This window comes from Rhodoferax sp. RT5P35, from assembly GCF_056521385.1.
The window spans coordinates 71,210-87,064 of record NZ_JBWMAX010000003.1; the positions used below are offsets into that span (position 1 = coordinate 71,210).

18 protein-coding genes are annotated in these 15,855 nt (G+C 64.2%); 11 read left to right on the top strand and 7 right to left on the bottom strand.

Translation table 11 applies throughout. The annotated features are described in order from the left end of the window. The first annotated feature begins 2 nt into the window (after positions 1-2). The 3 genes from AC097L_RS04685 to AC097L_RS04695 are packed head-to-tail and all read left to right on the top strand — an operon-like array spanning position 3 to position 2,901. Positions 3-929: an ABC transporter permease subunit gene (locus AC097L_RS04685; RefSeq protein ID WP_479585011.1), complete on the top strand. Its 927-nt coding sequence runs from the start codon at positions 3-5 to the stop codon at positions 927-929. Between the two features lie 17 nt (positions 930-946). Continuing rightward, positions 947-1,930: an ABC transporter ATP-binding protein gene (locus AC097L_RS04690; RefSeq protein ID WP_479585012.1), complete on the top strand. Its 984-nt coding sequence runs from the start codon at positions 947-949 to the stop codon at positions 1,928-1,930. Continuing rightward, the gene (locus tag AC097L_RS04695; RefSeq protein WP_479585013.1) at positions 1,927-2,901 is read left to right on the top strand and encodes a peptide ABC transporter ATP-binding protein; all 975 of its coding nucleotides are present in this window, start codon (positions 1,927-1,929) and stop codon (positions 2,899-2,901) included. Before AC097L_RS04690 ends, AC097L_RS04695 begins: the two co-directional genes overlap by 4 nt. A 39-nt stretch (positions 2,902-2,940) precedes the next feature. Here the strand turns inward: AC097L_RS04695 and AC097L_RS04700 are convergent, their stop codons facing one another. The 6 genes from AC097L_RS04700 to AC097L_RS04725 form a co-directional block, all read right to left on the bottom strand. Further along, on the bottom strand, positions 2,941-4,305 hold the full coding sequence (locus tag AC097L_RS04700; protein ID WP_479585014.1) for a sensor histidine kinase: 1,365 nt from the start codon (positions 4,303-4,305) through the stop codon (positions 2,941-2,943). Next, a complete protein-coding gene (locus AC097L_RS04705) occupies positions 4,281-4,976 on the bottom strand; it encodes a response regulator transcription factor (protein ID WP_479585015.1) in 696 nt (231 codons plus the stop codon). The genes AC097L_RS04700 and AC097L_RS04705 overlap by 25 nt, the downstream gene beginning before the upstream one ends. A 16-nt stretch (positions 4,977-4,992) precedes the next feature. Then, complete coding sequence (locus AC097L_RS04710) at positions 4,993-5,415, bottom strand: histidine kinase (RefSeq protein ID WP_479585016.1); 423 nt, start codon at positions 5,413-5,415, stop codon at positions 4,993-4,995. A gap of 48 nt (positions 5,416-5,463) precedes the next feature. Continuing rightward, positions 5,464-6,246 (bottom strand): COG4705 family protein, encoded by a 783-nt coding sequence (locus tag AC097L_RS04715; protein WP_479585017.1) that lies wholly within the window; start codon positions 6,244-6,246, stop codon positions 5,464-5,466. Between the two features lie 99 nt (positions 6,247-6,345). Beyond that, positions 6,346-6,702 (bottom strand): PepSY domain-containing protein, encoded by a 357-nt coding sequence (locus AC097L_RS04720; protein ID WP_479585018.1) that lies wholly within the window; start codon positions 6,700-6,702, stop codon positions 6,346-6,348. A gap of 145 nt (positions 6,703-6,847) precedes the next feature. Continuing rightward, positions 6,848-7,606 (bottom strand): sulfite exporter TauE/SafE family protein, encoded by a 759-nt coding sequence (locus AC097L_RS04725; protein WP_479585019.1) that lies wholly within the window; start codon positions 7,604-7,606, stop codon positions 6,848-6,850. Positions 7,607-7,685: 79 nt separating this feature from the next. Here AC097L_RS04725 and AC097L_RS04730 point away from each other — a divergent pair, with 79 nt between their 5' ends. From AC097L_RS04730 to AC097L_RS04765, 8 genes are all read left to right on the top strand, one after another. Beyond that, on the top strand, positions 7,686-8,768 hold the full coding sequence (locus AC097L_RS04730) for a tartrate dehydrogenase (RefSeq protein WP_479585020.1): 1,083 nt from the start codon (positions 7,686-7,688) through the stop codon (positions 8,766-8,768). 199 nt (positions 8,769-8,967) lie between these two features. Continuing rightward, entirely contained in the window at positions 8,968-9,660 is a 693-nt protein-coding gene (locus tag AC097L_RS04735; protein WP_479585021.1) for an acid phosphatase, read from the top strand. A 197-nt stretch (positions 9,661-9,857) separates the two neighbouring features. Beyond that, a complete protein-coding gene (locus tag AC097L_RS04740; protein WP_479585022.1) occupies positions 9,858-10,301 on the top strand; it encodes an OsmC family peroxiredoxin in 444 nt (147 codons plus the stop codon). Further along, positions 10,298-10,846 (top strand): DsbA family protein, encoded by a 549-nt coding sequence (locus AC097L_RS04745; RefSeq protein WP_479585023.1) that lies wholly within the window; start codon positions 10,298-10,300, stop codon positions 10,844-10,846. Before AC097L_RS04740 ends, AC097L_RS04745 begins: the two co-directional genes overlap by 4 nt. A gap of 43 nt (positions 10,847-10,889) precedes the next feature. Continuing rightward, the gene (locus AC097L_RS04750; RefSeq protein WP_479585024.1) at positions 10,890-11,216 is read left to right on the top strand and encodes a plasmid stabilization protein; all 327 of its coding nucleotides are present in this window, start codon (positions 10,890-10,892) and stop codon (positions 11,214-11,216) included. A 206-nt stretch (positions 11,217-11,422) separates the two neighbouring features. After that, positions 11,423-12,388: an ABC transporter substrate-binding protein gene (locus AC097L_RS04755; RefSeq protein WP_479585025.1), complete on the top strand. Its 966-nt coding sequence runs from the start codon at positions 11,423-11,425 to the stop codon at positions 12,386-12,388. A 10-nt stretch (positions 12,389-12,398) separates the two neighbouring features. Continuing rightward, positions 12,399-14,204, top strand: a complete 1,806-nt coding sequence (locus tag AC097L_RS04760) for an ABC transporter permease (RefSeq protein ID WP_479585026.1) — start codon at positions 12,399-12,401, stop codon at positions 14,202-14,204. Continuing rightward, positions 14,192-15,298 carry an ABC transporter ATP-binding protein gene (locus AC097L_RS04765; protein ID WP_479585027.1) on the top strand — a complete coding sequence of 369 codons (1,107 nt, stop codon included), beginning with the start codon at positions 14,192-14,194 and terminating at the stop codon, positions 15,296-15,298. Before AC097L_RS04760 ends, AC097L_RS04765 begins: the two co-directional genes overlap by 13 nt. 235 nt (positions 15,299-15,533) lie before the next feature. On the opposite strand, the gene AC097L_RS04770 is transcribed toward AC097L_RS04765, so the two are convergent. Then, entirely contained in the window at positions 15,534-15,755 is a 222-nt protein-coding gene (locus AC097L_RS04770; RefSeq protein WP_479585028.1) for an ATP-binding protein, read from the bottom strand. Positions 15,756-15,855 lie beyond the last annotated feature (100 nt).

The following is a 15,855-nucleotide window of genomic DNA, read 5'->3' on the forward strand; positions in this document are numbered from 1 at the left end:
GCATGCAGACCTCTCTACCTACCCCCTCCGTCACCGACGAGCTGGAACTCGCCCCCGGTGCGCCGCCCTCCAGCTGGCTGGAGTTCTGGCGCGGCTTTTCTAAAAACAAGGGCGCGGTTACCGGCCTGGTGTTCATGGCCATCGTCTTCCTGGCCGCGCTGTTCGCGCCCTGGGTGGCACCGTATGACCCGATCGAGCAGTTCCGCGACCACTTTCTCACCCCGCCCGCCTGGGTGGCCGGGGGGTCGTCGCAGTTCCTGCTGGGCACCGATGAGGTGGGCCGCGACATCCTCTCGCGCCTGATCCATGGCGCACGGCTGTCGCTGTTTGTGGGCTTGGTGTCGGTGGTGCTGGCGCTGATTCCGGGCGTGGTGCTGGGACTGGTAGCCGCCACCTTTGGCAAGGCGCCGGACTCCATCGTCATGCGCATCATGGACATCATGATGGCCTTGCCCGCCCTGCTGCTGGCGGTGGCGATTGTGGCCATCCTCGGCCCTGGGCTGGGCAATGCGCTGGTGGCGATTGCCGTGGTGTCGCTGCCCGCCTACGTGCGGCTCACCCGCGCCTCCGCCATGACCGAGCTGAACCGCGACTACGTCACCGCCGCCCGCCTGTCGGGTGCAGGCACGCTGCGCATCATGTTCGTCACCGTGCTGCCCAACTGCATGGCCCCGCTGATCGTGCACGCCACCATGGGCTTCTCGGCGGCGATTCTGGAAATCTCGGCCCTTGGCTTTCTGGGCATGGGCGTGCAACCGCCCGCGCCCGAATGGGGCACCATGCTGGCCTCCGCCCGCGACTACATTGAGCGCGCCTGGTGGGTCGTCACCCTGCCCGGCCTGACGATCCTGTTCTCGGTGCTGGCCATCAACCTGATGGGTGACGGCTTGCGCGACGCACTGGACCCCAAGCTCAAGACCGCCGCATAAAACTACAAAGAACCACGATGGCACTGCTTACTATCAAAAATCTTTCGGTCGAGTTCGGCCCACAGGGCCGGGCTTTCCGGGCCGTGGACGGGCTGGACCTGACCGTCTCGCAAGGCGAAATCGTCGGCATCGTCGGCGAGTCCGGCTCCGGCAAATCGGTCACCATGATGGCCTTGATGGGCCTGCTCGACGGCCAGGGCCGCATCACCGCCGACACCCTGAACTTCGACGGCCAGGACCTGCTGAAAATCGCCCCCGCCCAGCGCCGCAAGCTGCTCGGTAAAGACATGGCGATGATCTTTCAGGACCCGATGACCTCGCTCAACCCCAGCTTCACCGTGGGCTACCAGATCATCGAGGTGCTCAAGCAGCACATGGGCCTGCGCGGCGCCGCGGCCACGGCCCGCGCCGTGGAGCTGATGGAGATGGTGGAAATCCCCGCCGCCAAAAGCCGCCTGGATGTGTACCCGCACCAGCTCTCGGGCGGCATGAGCCAGCGGGTGATGATCGCCATCGCCATCGCCTGCAAGCCGCGCCTGCTGATTGCCGACGAACCCACCACCGCCCTGGACGTGACCATCCAGGCGCAAATCATGGACCTGCTGGTGAATCTGCAAAAAGCCCACAACATGGCCCTGGTAATGATTACCCACGACCTGGCCGTGGTGGCCGAAGTGGCCCACCGCGTGGCCGTGATGTACGCCGGCCAGGTGGTGGAAACCGGCAGCGTGGCCCATTTGTTTGACCACCCCGCCCACCCCTACACCGACGCGTTGCTGCAGGCCGTGCCCGAGCGCAGCCATGGCGCGCGCCGCCTCAGCACCCTCAAAGGCATGGTCCCCGGCCAGTACGACCGCCCCAAAGGCTGCCTGCTGTCGCCGCGCTGCCCGCGCGTGCAAGACCGCTGTACCACTGAGCGCCCCGCATTAACCCAACACAATGGCTTTGGCGTGCGCTGCTTCTTTCCCCTGACCACATCCGCTGAAGAGGTAGCCGCATGAGCACGGTTGTTTTAGAAGCCCAAAACCTCACCCGCTACTACGGTGTGGCCCAGGGAGCCTTCAAGCCCAAGCTGCAGGTCAAGGCGCTCAACGGTATCTCGTTCCAACTGCAGGCCGGTAAAACCCTGGCCGTGGTGGGCGAATCCGGCTGCGGCAAAAGCACGCTGGCCCGCCAGTTGACCCTGATCGAAGCCCCCACCTCCGGCACGCTGGTGATGGACGGCCAGGCGCTCAGCACCGCCAGCGGCGCCCAGCGCAAAGCCATGCGCAGCAAGGTGCAGATGGTGTTCCAGAACCCCTACGCCTCGCTGAATCCGCGCCAAAAAATAGCCGACCAGCTGGCTGAGCCGCTGTTGCTGAATACGAAACTGACCGCCGCCGAGCGCACCGCCAAGGTCCATGACACCATGCGCCGCGTCGGCCTGCGCCCCGAGTTTGCGCAGCGCTACCCGCACATGTTCTCGGGCGGCCAGCGCCAGCGCATCGCCATCGCCCGGGCGATGATTTTGCAGCCGAAGATCTTGGTGGCCGACGAGCCCACGTCGGCGCTGGACGTGTCCATCCAGGCCCAGGTGCTTAACCTGTTCATGGACCTGCAAGAAGAGTTCAACACCGCCTACGTCTTCGTGTCGCACAACCTGGCGGTGGTGGAGCACGTGGCCAACGACCTGATGGTGATGTACCTGGGCCGCGCGGTCGAGGTGGGTGCCAAGGGCCTGATCTTCGAACGCCCGCTGCACCCGTACACCCAGGCCCTGCTGTCGGCCACCCCGTCCATCGACCGCAGCCAGCGCCGCGTGAAGATCAAGATCACCGGCGAGCTGCCCAGCCCGCTGAACCCACCCAGCGGCTGCGCCTTCCACAAGCGCTGCCCGCACGCCACGCCCCGCTGCGCAGCCGAAGAACCCTTGCTGCGCCCGCTGCTGGGCCGCGAGGTGGCCTGCCACCATGCGGAGACCATCAATACCTAAGAAATAAGCCGCCAGCGCTTGTTCCACCTGCACCAGCAGCTATTTTTTTGATAGCTTCTGGTGGAACACCACCTGCACGGCCAGCCCAGTCTGGGCAGCACTGTCTGCATAGTCCAGATGCACCTGCGCACCCATGCGCTCGGCAATGGCCTGCACGATGGACAAGCCCAGACCGGAGCCGGTACTGTCGTGGCCCAGCACGCGGTAGAACGGGTCGAAAACCCGGCCCTGTTCTGCCAACGGGATGCCGGGGCCGCTATCGCGGACCCACACCACGACCGGGCCGGGGCCAGGCTGCACAGCCAGGTCAATGCGACCACCGGGCGGGATGTAGCGGATGGCGTTGTCCACCAGGTTCTTGAGCAGCGTGGCCAGATCAAACTCGTCGGCCAGCACCTGTGCGTCCAGACCGTTTTCGACCCCGATGTCGATATTTTTTGCTTCTGCCAGGGGGAGCAAGTCCTCCAGCACGCGGCGAAACATCTGCTGTACCGAGTGCAAGCCCGGCTGCAGGCCCGTGGGGTGGTGGGATTGCACCCGCGCCAGGGTCAGCAACTGGTCCAGCAGGATACGGCTGCGGTCTATGCCCTGGCGCAGGGTGGCCACCCGCTGGCGAGCGGTGTCGGGCATGGCGGTGTCGTCCAGCCGCTCGGCCTGCAGCGACAGGGCGGTCAATGGCGAGCGCAGCTCGTGGGCGGCATCGGCCACAAAGCGGCGCTGGGCTTCCATGGCCTGGGCAACGCGGCCCAGCAAGCGGTTGATCGCCACCACAAAAGGCCGTACCTCGCGGGGCAAAGCCGGGGCGGCAAAGGGATGCAGCGCGTGCTCGCTGCGCTGGTCGATCTCCAGCGACAAAGCCGCAATCGGCTGGAATATTTTGCGCACCAGGTGGGCCACCACCACCAGCAACACCGGCAACAAGACCAGAAACGGCATCAGGGTGCGCACCGCGCTGTCGCGCGCGGCTTCGTCCCGCACCTGGCTGTCCTGCGCCACCGCGAAACGCTCGCCCGAGTCCAGCGTCTTGACCACCACACGGTAGGTGGTGTGCTGCACCGTGGTGGTTTGCAAACCGTCCGGCAAGGTGCTGGGTAGTACCAGCGGCACGCTAGCGGACAAGGCCTGCACGATGACCCGCGACTCCCCCGAAGCCAGTTCGCTGGCCGCAGAATGCGCCTGGGTGGTGGAAGCGGGCGTGGGCACGGGAAGGTGCGAAGTACCCACCAAGGCGGCCACTTGGCGCAGCATATCGTCTTGCAGTTCATTGGCTTCGTCAAAAGCAGCCACGAACGAGAACACGCCCGCCAGCAGCGCAATACCGCCAATCACCAGCGCCAGCCAAAGCGATAGGCGCAGTTGCAGCGAGGGACCCTGGGCCTTCAGCTCGTCTTGGAGACCATCCATCCCACCCCCCGTACATTTTTAATGGCACTGCTGCCCAGCTTCTTGCGCAACGCGTGGATCAAAAACTCCACCGCATTGCTCTCGACCTCCTGGCCCCAGCCGTAGATGCGGTCTTCCAGCTCACTGCGCGAGAGGATGGCACCGGGGCGCAACATCAGCGCATGCAGCAGGGCAAATTCCCGGTTGGAGAGCTGCAGCGCGTCAGCGCAGCCGGGTCCGGGCCCGCCCAGAGGCTGCGCAGTGCGGGTGGCGGGGTCCAGTCGCAGACACCCGTTGTCCAGCACCGGGCTGGCCGCCCCGCCCTTGCGGCGCTCTACCGCACGCATGCGGGCCAACAGCTCGGCCATCTGGAAGGGCTTGAGCACGTAGTCGTCGGCCCCGGCATCCAGGCCCTGGATGCGGTCTTGCAGTGCGTCGCGGGCGGTGATGACCAACACGGGGACCGCGTTGCGCTGGGCATTGGCAGGCGCACGGATGCTGCGCAGCACCTCCACGCCATCCCGCCGCGGCAGACCTAGGTCAAGCAGCACCACGCCATAGGCCTGGCTGGCAAAGCTGTGGAGGGCCGACTGGCCATCGCGCACCCAGTCCACCGCGTAGGCTGCGTCTTGCAGTGCCTGGGCGATGGCCTCGCCAATCATCCGGTCGTCTTCCACCAACAATACCCGCATCACGGAGCCTTTCGAGCTACAGCCTGCCTGCCATCTGGTCCATGATTTTGACCAGATCGGTGGTGGCAGTCTTGCAGTCAGCAGTTTGCGGGGCTTTGGCACGCAATGCTTGCAGCGCGGTGTCCAGGCGTTTGTCGATCTGGTGCCAATCGGCGGCGGCACGGGGTTTGAGTCCCGCTTCGGCGGCATCCCAGGCCACTTCCAGGTCTTTGATGCGGGCTTTGGCACCTGGCAGGTCGCCCTTGTCTACCCGGGCGGCCACATCGGCGGCGATACTGCGAAAGACCTCCAGGTTGCCCAGCTTGCTGGGGTTGACCGACATGGCGGCGCTGGGCTGCGTTGCGGTGGCGGGCAGGCCCAAAGCCGCACCAATGGCCAGCAGCGCAAAACTGCAGGAACGGGCAAAACGACGGAGTGAGGAGAAATTCAAAGTCAACATAGGTGCCTTCCAATAGGTGGGTGGGGATGGAAAAAAGAAAACGCTTTATCAAGGGGCGGGCAGCACCTGCGGTGCCGGGGTGTTGTGCCGGGATCGGGCCACCAGCACGCCAATGGCGCACAGAAACACCACGCTGGTCCACTGGGCCCCAAAGCCCAGGCCGCCGTATTCGCGGGCTTGCGACAGCCAGTCGCCCAGCGCCGCGCCCAGAGGACGGGTGAGAATGTAGGCCAGCCAGAATGCCAGTACCGCCGGTGCGCCCATGCGGCGCGCCAGGGCGACCACCGCAATCAAGCCGCCAAACACGCCCACGCCGACCTGGAAGCCCAGGCCCAGCGCCTCGGTGGCCAGGTCCCCCGCTGCAGTGCCCAGGGCAAAGGTGCACAGAATCGTCAGCCAGTAGTAGGCTTCCCGCGCCGGGGTGTTGATGGCCTGGATGTCCAGGGTGCGCTCGCGCCGAAACCACTGCACAAAGCACTGCACCAGCAAGACCAGGAATGCGCCGGTGCTGGCGTACAGGCTGATGCCCATGTCGTCGGTGAGCGCATCGGTGATCTGCGTGCCCACCACGCTGACCAGCACCACGCACCACCAGTAAAGCGCAGGGCGGCAGCGGCGGGCGCGCATTTGCGCCACCAATGCCAGCACCAGCAGCACCAGCATGCCCACGCGGGTCGCGGCCTTGCCCAAGCCCGCGTTGACGGTGAGGTAGTCGGCAATGGTTTCGCCCACCGTGGTGGTCATGATCTTGATCAGCCAGAAGCCAAGGGTGATCTCGGGCACTTTGTTGTGCCACGCTGCAGCGGGGCCAGGGGAAGATGGGTTGGGCATGGTGGGGGTCCAAAGGTCAAAGAAGAGAAAGAAGGTGTGCCACTGTGGTTGGTCCGACTTAGCGCGGCCTTAGCACGGCCTTGGCGCTGCCTTGGGGCTTCAGCTCTCTTCACCGTCTTCACCGTCTTCCTGGTCGCCATGGTCGGCGGTGTCCAGTACAGAAGACAACACCTGGCCCTTACCTGCATCGACCCGCACGTCAAACACTTTGCCGTCGCTGACCACTTCCACATCAAACACGGCGCCCTGCTGCGTCAGCATGTATTCGGCCCGTGTCGCCCGCCCGTGGGCATGCAGCTCGGCCTGGGTTACGGCCTCGGCCAGCGACACCCCGGTCCGGGCCAGGGCCTGTGCAGCCAGCAGGGCATCGTTTTGGTGGTCTTTGGTGGCGTAGGCCACGCTGCCCACGGAGGCCAGCACGGTGGCCAGGAAGAAAAATTTGCTGTAGCGGTACATGGTGTCCTCTCAAAACACGCAGATATTTGCGTGGAAGAGAGCGTAGAAGCGCAGACTTAGCCCACACCGAGCCCATCTGCCTAAAAAGCATTCAACATAAAAAAAGGCTACCCGCGCTTATACAGCAAGCACAAGCAGCTCTTATTTACATAGCAAACCGCGCCAACAGCTTGGGCACCGAAGCCACCAACATCGCCACCCCCGAGGCCGTCAGCAGCCCCAGTACGATCTTGCGGAACGCGGCTTCGCTGATGCCGATGTACAGCCGCGCGCCCAGCAGGGTGGGCAGCAGCATGGCCACGGCCACCACGCCAAACATCGGCAGCATGCTGCGCGTGACGATGCCGCGGGCCAGGTAAGTGCCCATGGTGACCAGCAGCATCGACAGGTTGAAGTTCTGCACGATGGCGCGCTGGGCATCTTTTTCCAGCCCGCGCAGCGTGCACCACAGCGTGGGCAGCGCGCCGGTGAAGCCGCCCAGACCACCCATCACGCCCCCGGTCAGGCCCACCACGCCGTCGGCCCAGCGGCCCCCGGCGGTGATGCGGGGTAGGTGCCGGGCCATCAGCATCGCCGGGCACCACACCACCAGCAGGCTGCCCAGCGCCAATCGAAACCAGTCCATGTCCAGCCGCGGCAGCAAGGCCACACCCAGCGGAATACCCAGCAAGCCGCCCAGCACGAACGGCAACAAAGCCTTCATATCAAAGCCCCGGCGCACCGTCACCGCCGCCAGCACCTGGCCGGTCAGCGAACCAAACACCGCCAGCGCCGCCGCCAGCCGCGGCTCCAGCGTCCAGGCCCAGAACGACATCGCCACCAGCCCATAGGCAAAGCCCGACAGGCCCTGCACAAAGCCCGCCACTACCGCGCCTATCGCCACCACCCACACAACCGAATCCATGGTGTCTCCTGAAATTGCATCGTCCGATTGTGATCAGTCCACGCGGTAGCATGCGGCCCTCCACCTGAAAGACACACCCATGTCCCTCACCTACAAAATCGCCGTCATCGCCGGAGACGGCATCGGCCAGGAAGTCATGCCCGAAGGCCTGCGCGTGCTGCAGGCCGCCGCCAGGCGCTTCGACATCGCCCTGGAATTCCACCCCTTCGACTGGGCCCACTGCGGCTACTACGCCCGTACCGGCCAGATGATGCCCGACGACTGGAAGGCCCAGCTGCAGCCCATGGACGCGATCTACTTCGGGGCCGTGGGCTGGCCCGCCACCGTGCCAGACCACATCTCGCTGTGGGGTTCGCTGCTCAAGTTCCGCCGCGAATTCGACCAATACATCAACCTGCGCCCGGTGCGCCTGTTCGAGGGCGTGCCATGTCCGCTGGTGGATAAACAGGGCAAGGCGCGCAAGCCGGGCGACATCGACTTCTTTGTGGTGCGCGAAAACACCGAGGGCGAGTACACCAACCTGGGCGGCACCATGTACGCCGGAACCGAGCGCGAGATCGTCATCCAGGAGTCGGTGTTCTCGCGCCATGGCACCGACCGGGTGCTGAAGTACGCGTTTGAGTTGGCCCAAAGCCGCCCGCGCAAGCACCTGACCGTGGCCACCAAATCCAACGGCATCGCCATCAGCATGCCCTGGTGGGACAGCCGCGCCGATGCCGTGGCACAGGGCTACCCGGACGTGGCAGTGGACAAGCAGCACATCGACATCCTCAGCGCCCGCTTCGTGCTGCAGCCCAACCGCTTCGACGTAGTGGTGGCCAGCAACCTGTTTGGCGACATCCTGTCCGACCTGGGCCCGGCCTGCACCGGCACCATCGGCCTGGCACCTTCGGCGAACCTGAATCCCGAACGCACGTTCCCGTCGCTATTCGAGCCAGTCCACGGTTCGGCCCCCGACATCGCGGGCCAGAACATCGCCAACCCCGTCGCCATGGTCTGGTCGGGCGCGCTGATGCTGGACTTTTTGGGCCACCGTGCGGCGCACGATGCCATCGTGGCCGCCATCGAAAAAGTGCTGGTCACCGGGCCGTGCACGCCAGACTTGGGCGGCAGCGCATCAACGGCGGAGATGGGCGCGGCGATTGCGGCGCATCTGGGTTAGTGCAAAAGTAGCAAAGGATTCGCGCAGAAATGCTATTTATTTAATAGCATACAGCGTAGACAGAATCTACGCTGGAGCCCTATTTTTTATAAATTTACTGCACAGCCACTGGGCACAAGCCGTAGCCACCCCGTCGCCAACCCGTCACATTTCTGAAATATCTCCCCTGTCCAATGCGCCATTTACAGGGAAAATTGATATGTTCACACGCCGTGCGCTGGTCGCGCTTGCAATGGTCTTCAGCTACAACGCCTACGCTGCAGCCAGCCCCTACCTCACCCACAAGCAGCTGGACATCATTCCATTTCTGCCGACACCCGTGGCCAACGGCAGCGCCGAAGACCGCGCACAGCAAATGCTGGTGATTGCAGCCCAAAAAGCCGCCACACCGGAGCGCATTGCCCTGGCCAACAGCGACGCGGAAGAGACCGTTTACGCCATGTTCTCCAGTGTGCTGCCCGCCAGCTTCCAGCCCGCCAATCTGCCCTTGCTCACCGCCATGTTTGAACGCATCGGCGAAACCGAAGACGCAGTGGTGGACCCGGTGAAGGCCTACTTTGGCCGCACCCGTCCGTTCCTGAACAACCCGGACATCAAACCCCTGGTGAAGCCGTCCAAAAGCGGCTCCTACCCATCCGGCCACACCTCGCGCTCCACCATGATGGCGATTGTGTTGAGCAGCATGCTGCCCGAGAAACGGGCCGCTCTGTTCGAACGGGCCAACGCCTACGCAGAAAGCCGTGTGGTCGGTGGCATGCACTACCCGAGCGACCTGGATGGTGGCCGCCGCGCAGGCACTGCGATGGCCGCCACCTTGCTGGCCAGCCCCACGTTTAACACCGACTTTGAAGCGGCCCGCGCGGAGTTGCGCAAGGTACTGGGCCTGCAATAGGCCCCAGCGCATCCGCCGACCAGCCGCAGACAGTGCGGCTGCGCTGACACTTCTGCGCGGGGCTCTCAGCCCACCTCTCTGTGTGCGCTGCCGCACAGACCCCAGAGGCGTGGGCTGCAACCATGTTGGATATTTACGCAGGGAATACCGGCAACCGGCCCCAGCGTCCTCTTCCACCCGCGTTGAAAGGACCCACCATGACCGAGAAAACCGCCACCGTCCATTGGGAAGGCCCCGGCAAAAAAGGCCAGGGACAGATCAGCACCGAAACCGGTGCGCTCAAGGCCTATCCCTACGGCTTTGCCAGCCGGTTTGGCGACGACCGCAAGGGCAGCAACCCCGAAGAAATTTTGGGGGCAGCACATGCGGCCTGCTTCGCCATGGCGTTCTCGTTTGCCTGCGACAAGGCGGGCTTTGCCACCACTACGGTGGACACCCGGGCCCAGGTGCGCCTGGCACCGCAGGGCGAGGGATTTGGCATAGACCGGATTGCGTTGACCTTGCAAGCCAGCGTGCCTGGCCTGGAAGAAGCGCAGTTCCAGGCCCTGGCGCTGGCCGCGAAACGCGATTGCCCTCTGTCCAAAGCCTTGGCCAGCGTGCCAGAAATTACCCTGCACGCCACCTTGAAAGCGGCTTCATGAATCGGGTTGACACCGGTGATGCCCCCGAAGCAGGTCTGTCCGCCGCGGACCATGTGCTGGGCTCCCCCGATGCCCAGTTGACGCTGGTGGAATACGGCGACTACGCATGCCCGGCCTGCATCCAGGCCGAGCCGTTGGTACGGCACCTGGTAGACACCGAGGGGCACCGTCTGCGCTTTGTATTTAGGCACTATCCGCTGGTTGAAGTGCATCCGCAGGCTGAATTGGCAGCAGAAGCCGCCGAAGCTGCGGCTGCGCAAGGTAAGTTCTGGCCCATGCACCACCTGCTGTTTAACCCCAGGCAGCACCTGGATGCCGCTGCTCTGGCGGCTCACGCCGAAGCCATCGGCCTGGACATGCTGCGCTACCACGGCGAGATGAACGACCGCATCTACACCCAGCGGGTACAGGAGCACCGGCGCGCTGGCGACCGCAGCGGCGTGCGGGCCACACCCAGCTTTTTCCTCAACGATGCGGTGATCGATGTGTCGTTTGGTTTTGAAAAATTCACCGAGGCCGTGCACGCGGCTTTGAAAGGCCGCTAGGAGCCTGGGCACTGGCGCTTTTTACCCTTTTGGAGCAGCAGCTATGCCTACCAAAGCCTGGAGCGCCAAACGCGAGCGCCAATACGAGCACATCAAAACCAGCCTGCTCGAGCGCGGCAAGCCCGAGCCGCTGGCCGAAGAAATCGCCGCGCGCGTGGTCAACAAGGAACGGGCGCAGCACGGTGAGTCGGTGGAGGCCAGCGCCTCCTCGCTCAACGACATGTCCGCCAGCCGACGCGGCGGCCTGCGCTCGCACAAGGGCGCGGGCGGTCGCACCCTGCGGCAACTGCGTAACGAGGCCAGCCAACGCGGTGTAAAGGGCCGCTCCAAGATGAACAAGGCCGAGCTGGAGCAAGCATTGCTGCGTTAAACATAGCAATGTATGTAGACAAAATATGCGCTAGAGGCCATTTTTATCCGCAACTTAAATACCTGTCACATCCGTCGCGGTTTTGTCACCTTTTTGTCATGTTTTCGGACCATGCTTATGGGTTTTTCCAAGTAACCAGGAAGTCCATGTTTATTGATCCACTTTGCGCCCGTGTAGGCCGTCGATTCGTCCTTGCGCTTGCGGCCATGGCAGCCACGCTGTACGCACCGCTTGCTGCGCAGGCGCAAGACAAAAGCGTGTCCGGCCCACTGGTGCTGTACAGCTCGCAGCCAGAACGCGACCTGAAGGAAACCCTGACCGCGTTCAACGCCCTGTACCCGGATGTGAAGGTAGAAACTTTCCGCTCCGGCACCACCGAAGTCATCAACCGGCTGCGCACCGAAATCGCTGCGGGCGCCCCCCGGCCCGACCTGCTGCTGATTGCCGATGCGGTGTCGATGGAAACGCTGAAGCTCGAAGGCCGGTTGCTGCGCATGCGCAACATCGACACGTCGGCGATTCCGGCGGCATTTTTTGACGCCCAGCGCACCTATATTGGCACCAAGCTGATCACCACCGGCATCGTCTACAACATCCAGTCCAAGTTCAAACCCACCTCCTGGGCCGACCTGCAAAACCCGGCTCTTAAAGGCCAGGTGGTGATGCCCAGCCCGCTGTATTCTGGCGCGGCTGCCATCACCGTCAGCTCCTGGTCGGCCACACCAGATCTGGGCTGGAAATTCATCGAGGGCCTGAAGGCCAACAACGCCGTCGCGGTGCGCGGTAACGGCGCAGTGCTGCAGCAGGTGGCGAATGGCGAAAAAATGGTGGGCGTGCTGGTGGACTTTATGGCGCTGAATGCCAAAGCCAAAGGCTCACCGGTGGAATTCGTCATCCCCAAGGAAGGACTGAGCTTTGTGACCGAGCCGGTGGCCATTCTGAACACCGCCAAGAACATCCCCGCCGCGGAGGCCTTTGTCAACTTTCTGGTCTCTGGCAAGGGCCAGGAATTCTCGACCCAGCTCGGTTACATGCCGCTGGCGAAAAATATTGCGGTCCCCAAGGGCTATCCGGCGGGCTCCAGCTACCGCTTCATGAAGGTCGTGCCTAGCGACATCGTGAAAACCGGCGAGGAAGAAAAGAAACGCTTCGGCCAGGTATTCGGCGGCTGATGGCAGCTTGTTGCGTATCCAAAAAAGTAGCCATCGCGCCGCTAGCGCCCAGCACAGCGCCTGGGCGGCACACGCGGTGACCGCGGCTGATGGACTGGCGCGGGCGACTGCTGCGGCCCACCCTTCCCCTGCCTGGTGGCGCAGCGAAAAGCTGGTGACAGCAGGTTTGCTGGCCTTTCTGCTGCTGGTCTGCGGCCTGCCGATCGCCCGGCTGCTGCTGGAGATGGTGGCGGCGCTGGCGGGCCCGCACCGCAGTGCGGTTCTGGCATCGGCCAGCTCTAGTTCGGCCTGGACGGCCACCCTGCATTCGCTGCAAGTGGGCCTGGCGGGCGGCGCACTGGCGGCCGTCTATGGCTTGTTGATGGCCAGTGTGGTCACCCTGGGGGATTTGCGGCACCGGCAGTTTGTGGTGTTTGGCTTTGTGGCGCAGGCCATGATCCCGCCGCAGGTGATTGCCCTGGCCTGGCTGCAGGTGTGGATTCCTGCGCGGGACCTGCTGGTCAGTGCCGGTGTCGATGCTGCCCTGGGCTGGAGCAACCCGTTGCAAGGCGGCGTGGGCATCGGTTTTCTGCTGGGCGTGCACTATGCGCCGCTGGTGTTTTTGACCGTGCGTGCGGCGCTGCTGAACGTGCCGCCCGACGTGATTGAAGCCGCACGGGTCTGCGGCTCGCCGCCGCGCAAAGTGGTCACCCGCATCATCTGGCCGCTGGTTCTGCCGGCCCTGGCTTCTGGCACTGCGCTGGCGTTTGTGTCGTGCATCGGCAACTTCGGCATTCCGGCGTTGCTGGGCATTCCGGGCGATTACCTGGTGCTGCCCACGCTGATCTACCGCGAACTCTCGGGCTATGGGCCGAGTGTGATTCCCAACGTGGTCATTTTGTCGGGCATCGTGGCGCTGCTGGCGGGGCTGGGTGTGCTGGTGCAGCACCTGTGCGTCAAGGGCGAGCACTACCGCGTCAGCGCCGCGCGCCGCCCCCACGCGCCGTTCAGCTTCCGGCAGCACCGGCTGTGGATCGAGCTGCTCAGCGGCGGCTTGGTCACCTTGCTGCTGGTGCTGCCCTTATTGGCGCTGCTGGCGCAGTCGCTGACCCAGGCACCGGGCGTGCCGCTCACCGCCCGCAGCGCCACGCTGGCGCACTATGCCTATGTGGTGCTCGGCAACCAGGCCACCGGCAGGGCATTTTTCAACAGTGCGCTGCTGGCCGTGGCCACCGCCTTTTTGCTGGCGGTGGTGTCATTGTTCTGTGCATACATGGTGGAGTACCGGCGCGTGCGCGCTTTGTCCAAACTGGGGCTGCTGATCGAAGTGCCGTATGTGATTCCGGGCGTGGTGCTGGCCATGGCCATGATCCTGCTGTACCTTCGCCCGCTGCCGCTGACCTCGCTGTCCTTGTACAACACGCTGGCCATCCTGCTGCTGGCCTACCTGGCGCGCTTTTTGACGATACAGCTGCGCCCGGTGGTCAGCGGGTTCCGCCAGTTCCCGCGCGAAATGCTGGAAGCCGCAGAGATTTTTGGCGCCAATTTCCGTACCCGCATCCTGAAGATTGTGCTGCCGGTGCTGCTGCCTTCGCTGACGGCCGGGGCGACTTTGGTGGTGCTGCTGTCGATGAACGAATTGACCGTGTCCGCCCTGCTCTGGGCCACTGGCACCGAAACCCTGGGCGTGGCGGTGTTCAGCCTGGAGCAAGGGGGCGAGTCCGCCGCGGCCTCTGCCCTGGCGGTGCTTACCGTGCTCAGCACCATGCTGGTCATGTGCGTTGCCAGCCTGGCCGGGCGGCGTCTTCCCTCTGGAGTGCTGCCATGGCGCGCATAAGTATCCGCAATATCAGCAAGCAGTACGGCAGTGGCGCACATGCGCACACCGCCTTGTCGAATGTGTCGATGGACATTGAGGACGGCGGCTTCGTGGCGCTGCTCGGGCCTTCCGGGTCGGGCAAGACCACTATTCTGCGGGCCATCGCCGGGCTGGAAACGCTGGACAGCGGCAGCATCGAGATCGACGGCGTGACCGTGTCCGGCCCGCATATCCATCTGCCGCCCGAGCAAAGGCGGGTGGCCGTGGTGTTCCAGAACCACGCCCTGTGGCCGCAGATGACTGTGGCCGAGAACGTGATGTTCCCGCTGCTGGTCACGCACAAGCGCAGTGCCGCGGTAGAGCAGCAGGTGCGGGATGCCCTGGCCAATGTAGACCTGGAGCCGCTGGCACAGCGCTACCCCGACCAGCTATCCGGCGGGCAAAAGCAGCGCGTGGCCCTGGCCCGTGCCATGGTCGGCCATCCGCAGGTGCTTCTGTTTGACGAGCCACTGGCCAGCCTGGATGTGGAGTTGCGCCGCGACATGCAGCGCCTGATCGCCCGCAGCCGCAGCCCCCAGACAGCCATCGTCTACGTGACCCATAACCAGGAGGAAGCACTGGCGCTGGCTGACCGGGTTGCGGTGCTGTCCGACGGAAAAATCCACCAGCTCGACACGCCACTGGTGCTGTCGCAAGAGCCCACCACCCGCATGGTGGCGTCGTTTGTGGGTGGCCGCAACATCCTGCAGGTGCAGGTGCTCAGAAGTGAGGCCGCAGGCACGGTGTTGCTTGCGCTCAACGGCTACACCTTCACCGCCCGCTGCCACCACCCTCCCACGCAGCCCGCTGCCTGGGTGTCGGTCCAGCCCGGTGCCTTTGCCTTGGCTGGCCCGGCAGATGGTTTGGGCATGGAAATAGGTATGGGAATAGGCATACAGGTGGACTACGTGTTCTTCCAGGGGGACTCGTATCTGGTCGAAGGGCGTTGCCTGGCCGGTGACCACAGCGTCCTGGCGGTACGGCTGCCATTGGCCGACAAGCCCGTTGTCGGCGGCCAATACCAGGTGCGGATCACCGATGCCTGGGTGCTGCCCGAAGTGGTGGCTGGGTAAAAATCCCCCACCGTCTGCGGCCATGCCCCATGAGGAGGATGCCCACCCGGGTATGGGTGCCTAAACTGACGACGGCCAAGCCATCGACCGCTGGCTGGATACCAGCGAAGGCACGCAGGCCCTGGTCGAATGCGACCTGTACACCTAAGCCCGCAGCGCCACACCGCGCTAAGCCCACCTGCAAACCCGAAAAACCGCATCCGGCAAACGCATCTTCCAGCCCTGAACCACCGCCTCAACCCTCTGGGGCCACCATGGTGATGGCATCGAACGGGCAGCGCACGGCGCATTTGCGGCAGCCGGTGCAGGCGCCGATATCGCCCAGCACCGAAAACTTCTTCCAACCCTGCGGCTCCAGCGACAGCAAATGCAAATGGCAGGTGGGCACGCACCAGCCGCAACCCGTGCAGCGGGCGGTGTCGATTACGGGTTTGGGAACGGGGCGGGCGGCTGGCATGGCCCGCTCATCATAGGCTGCGGGAGCTGGTTGAGGCCATTTAATGCCACCAGCGCATACTCCACCTACGCTAGTAGCTATTATTTTAATAGCAATTGGC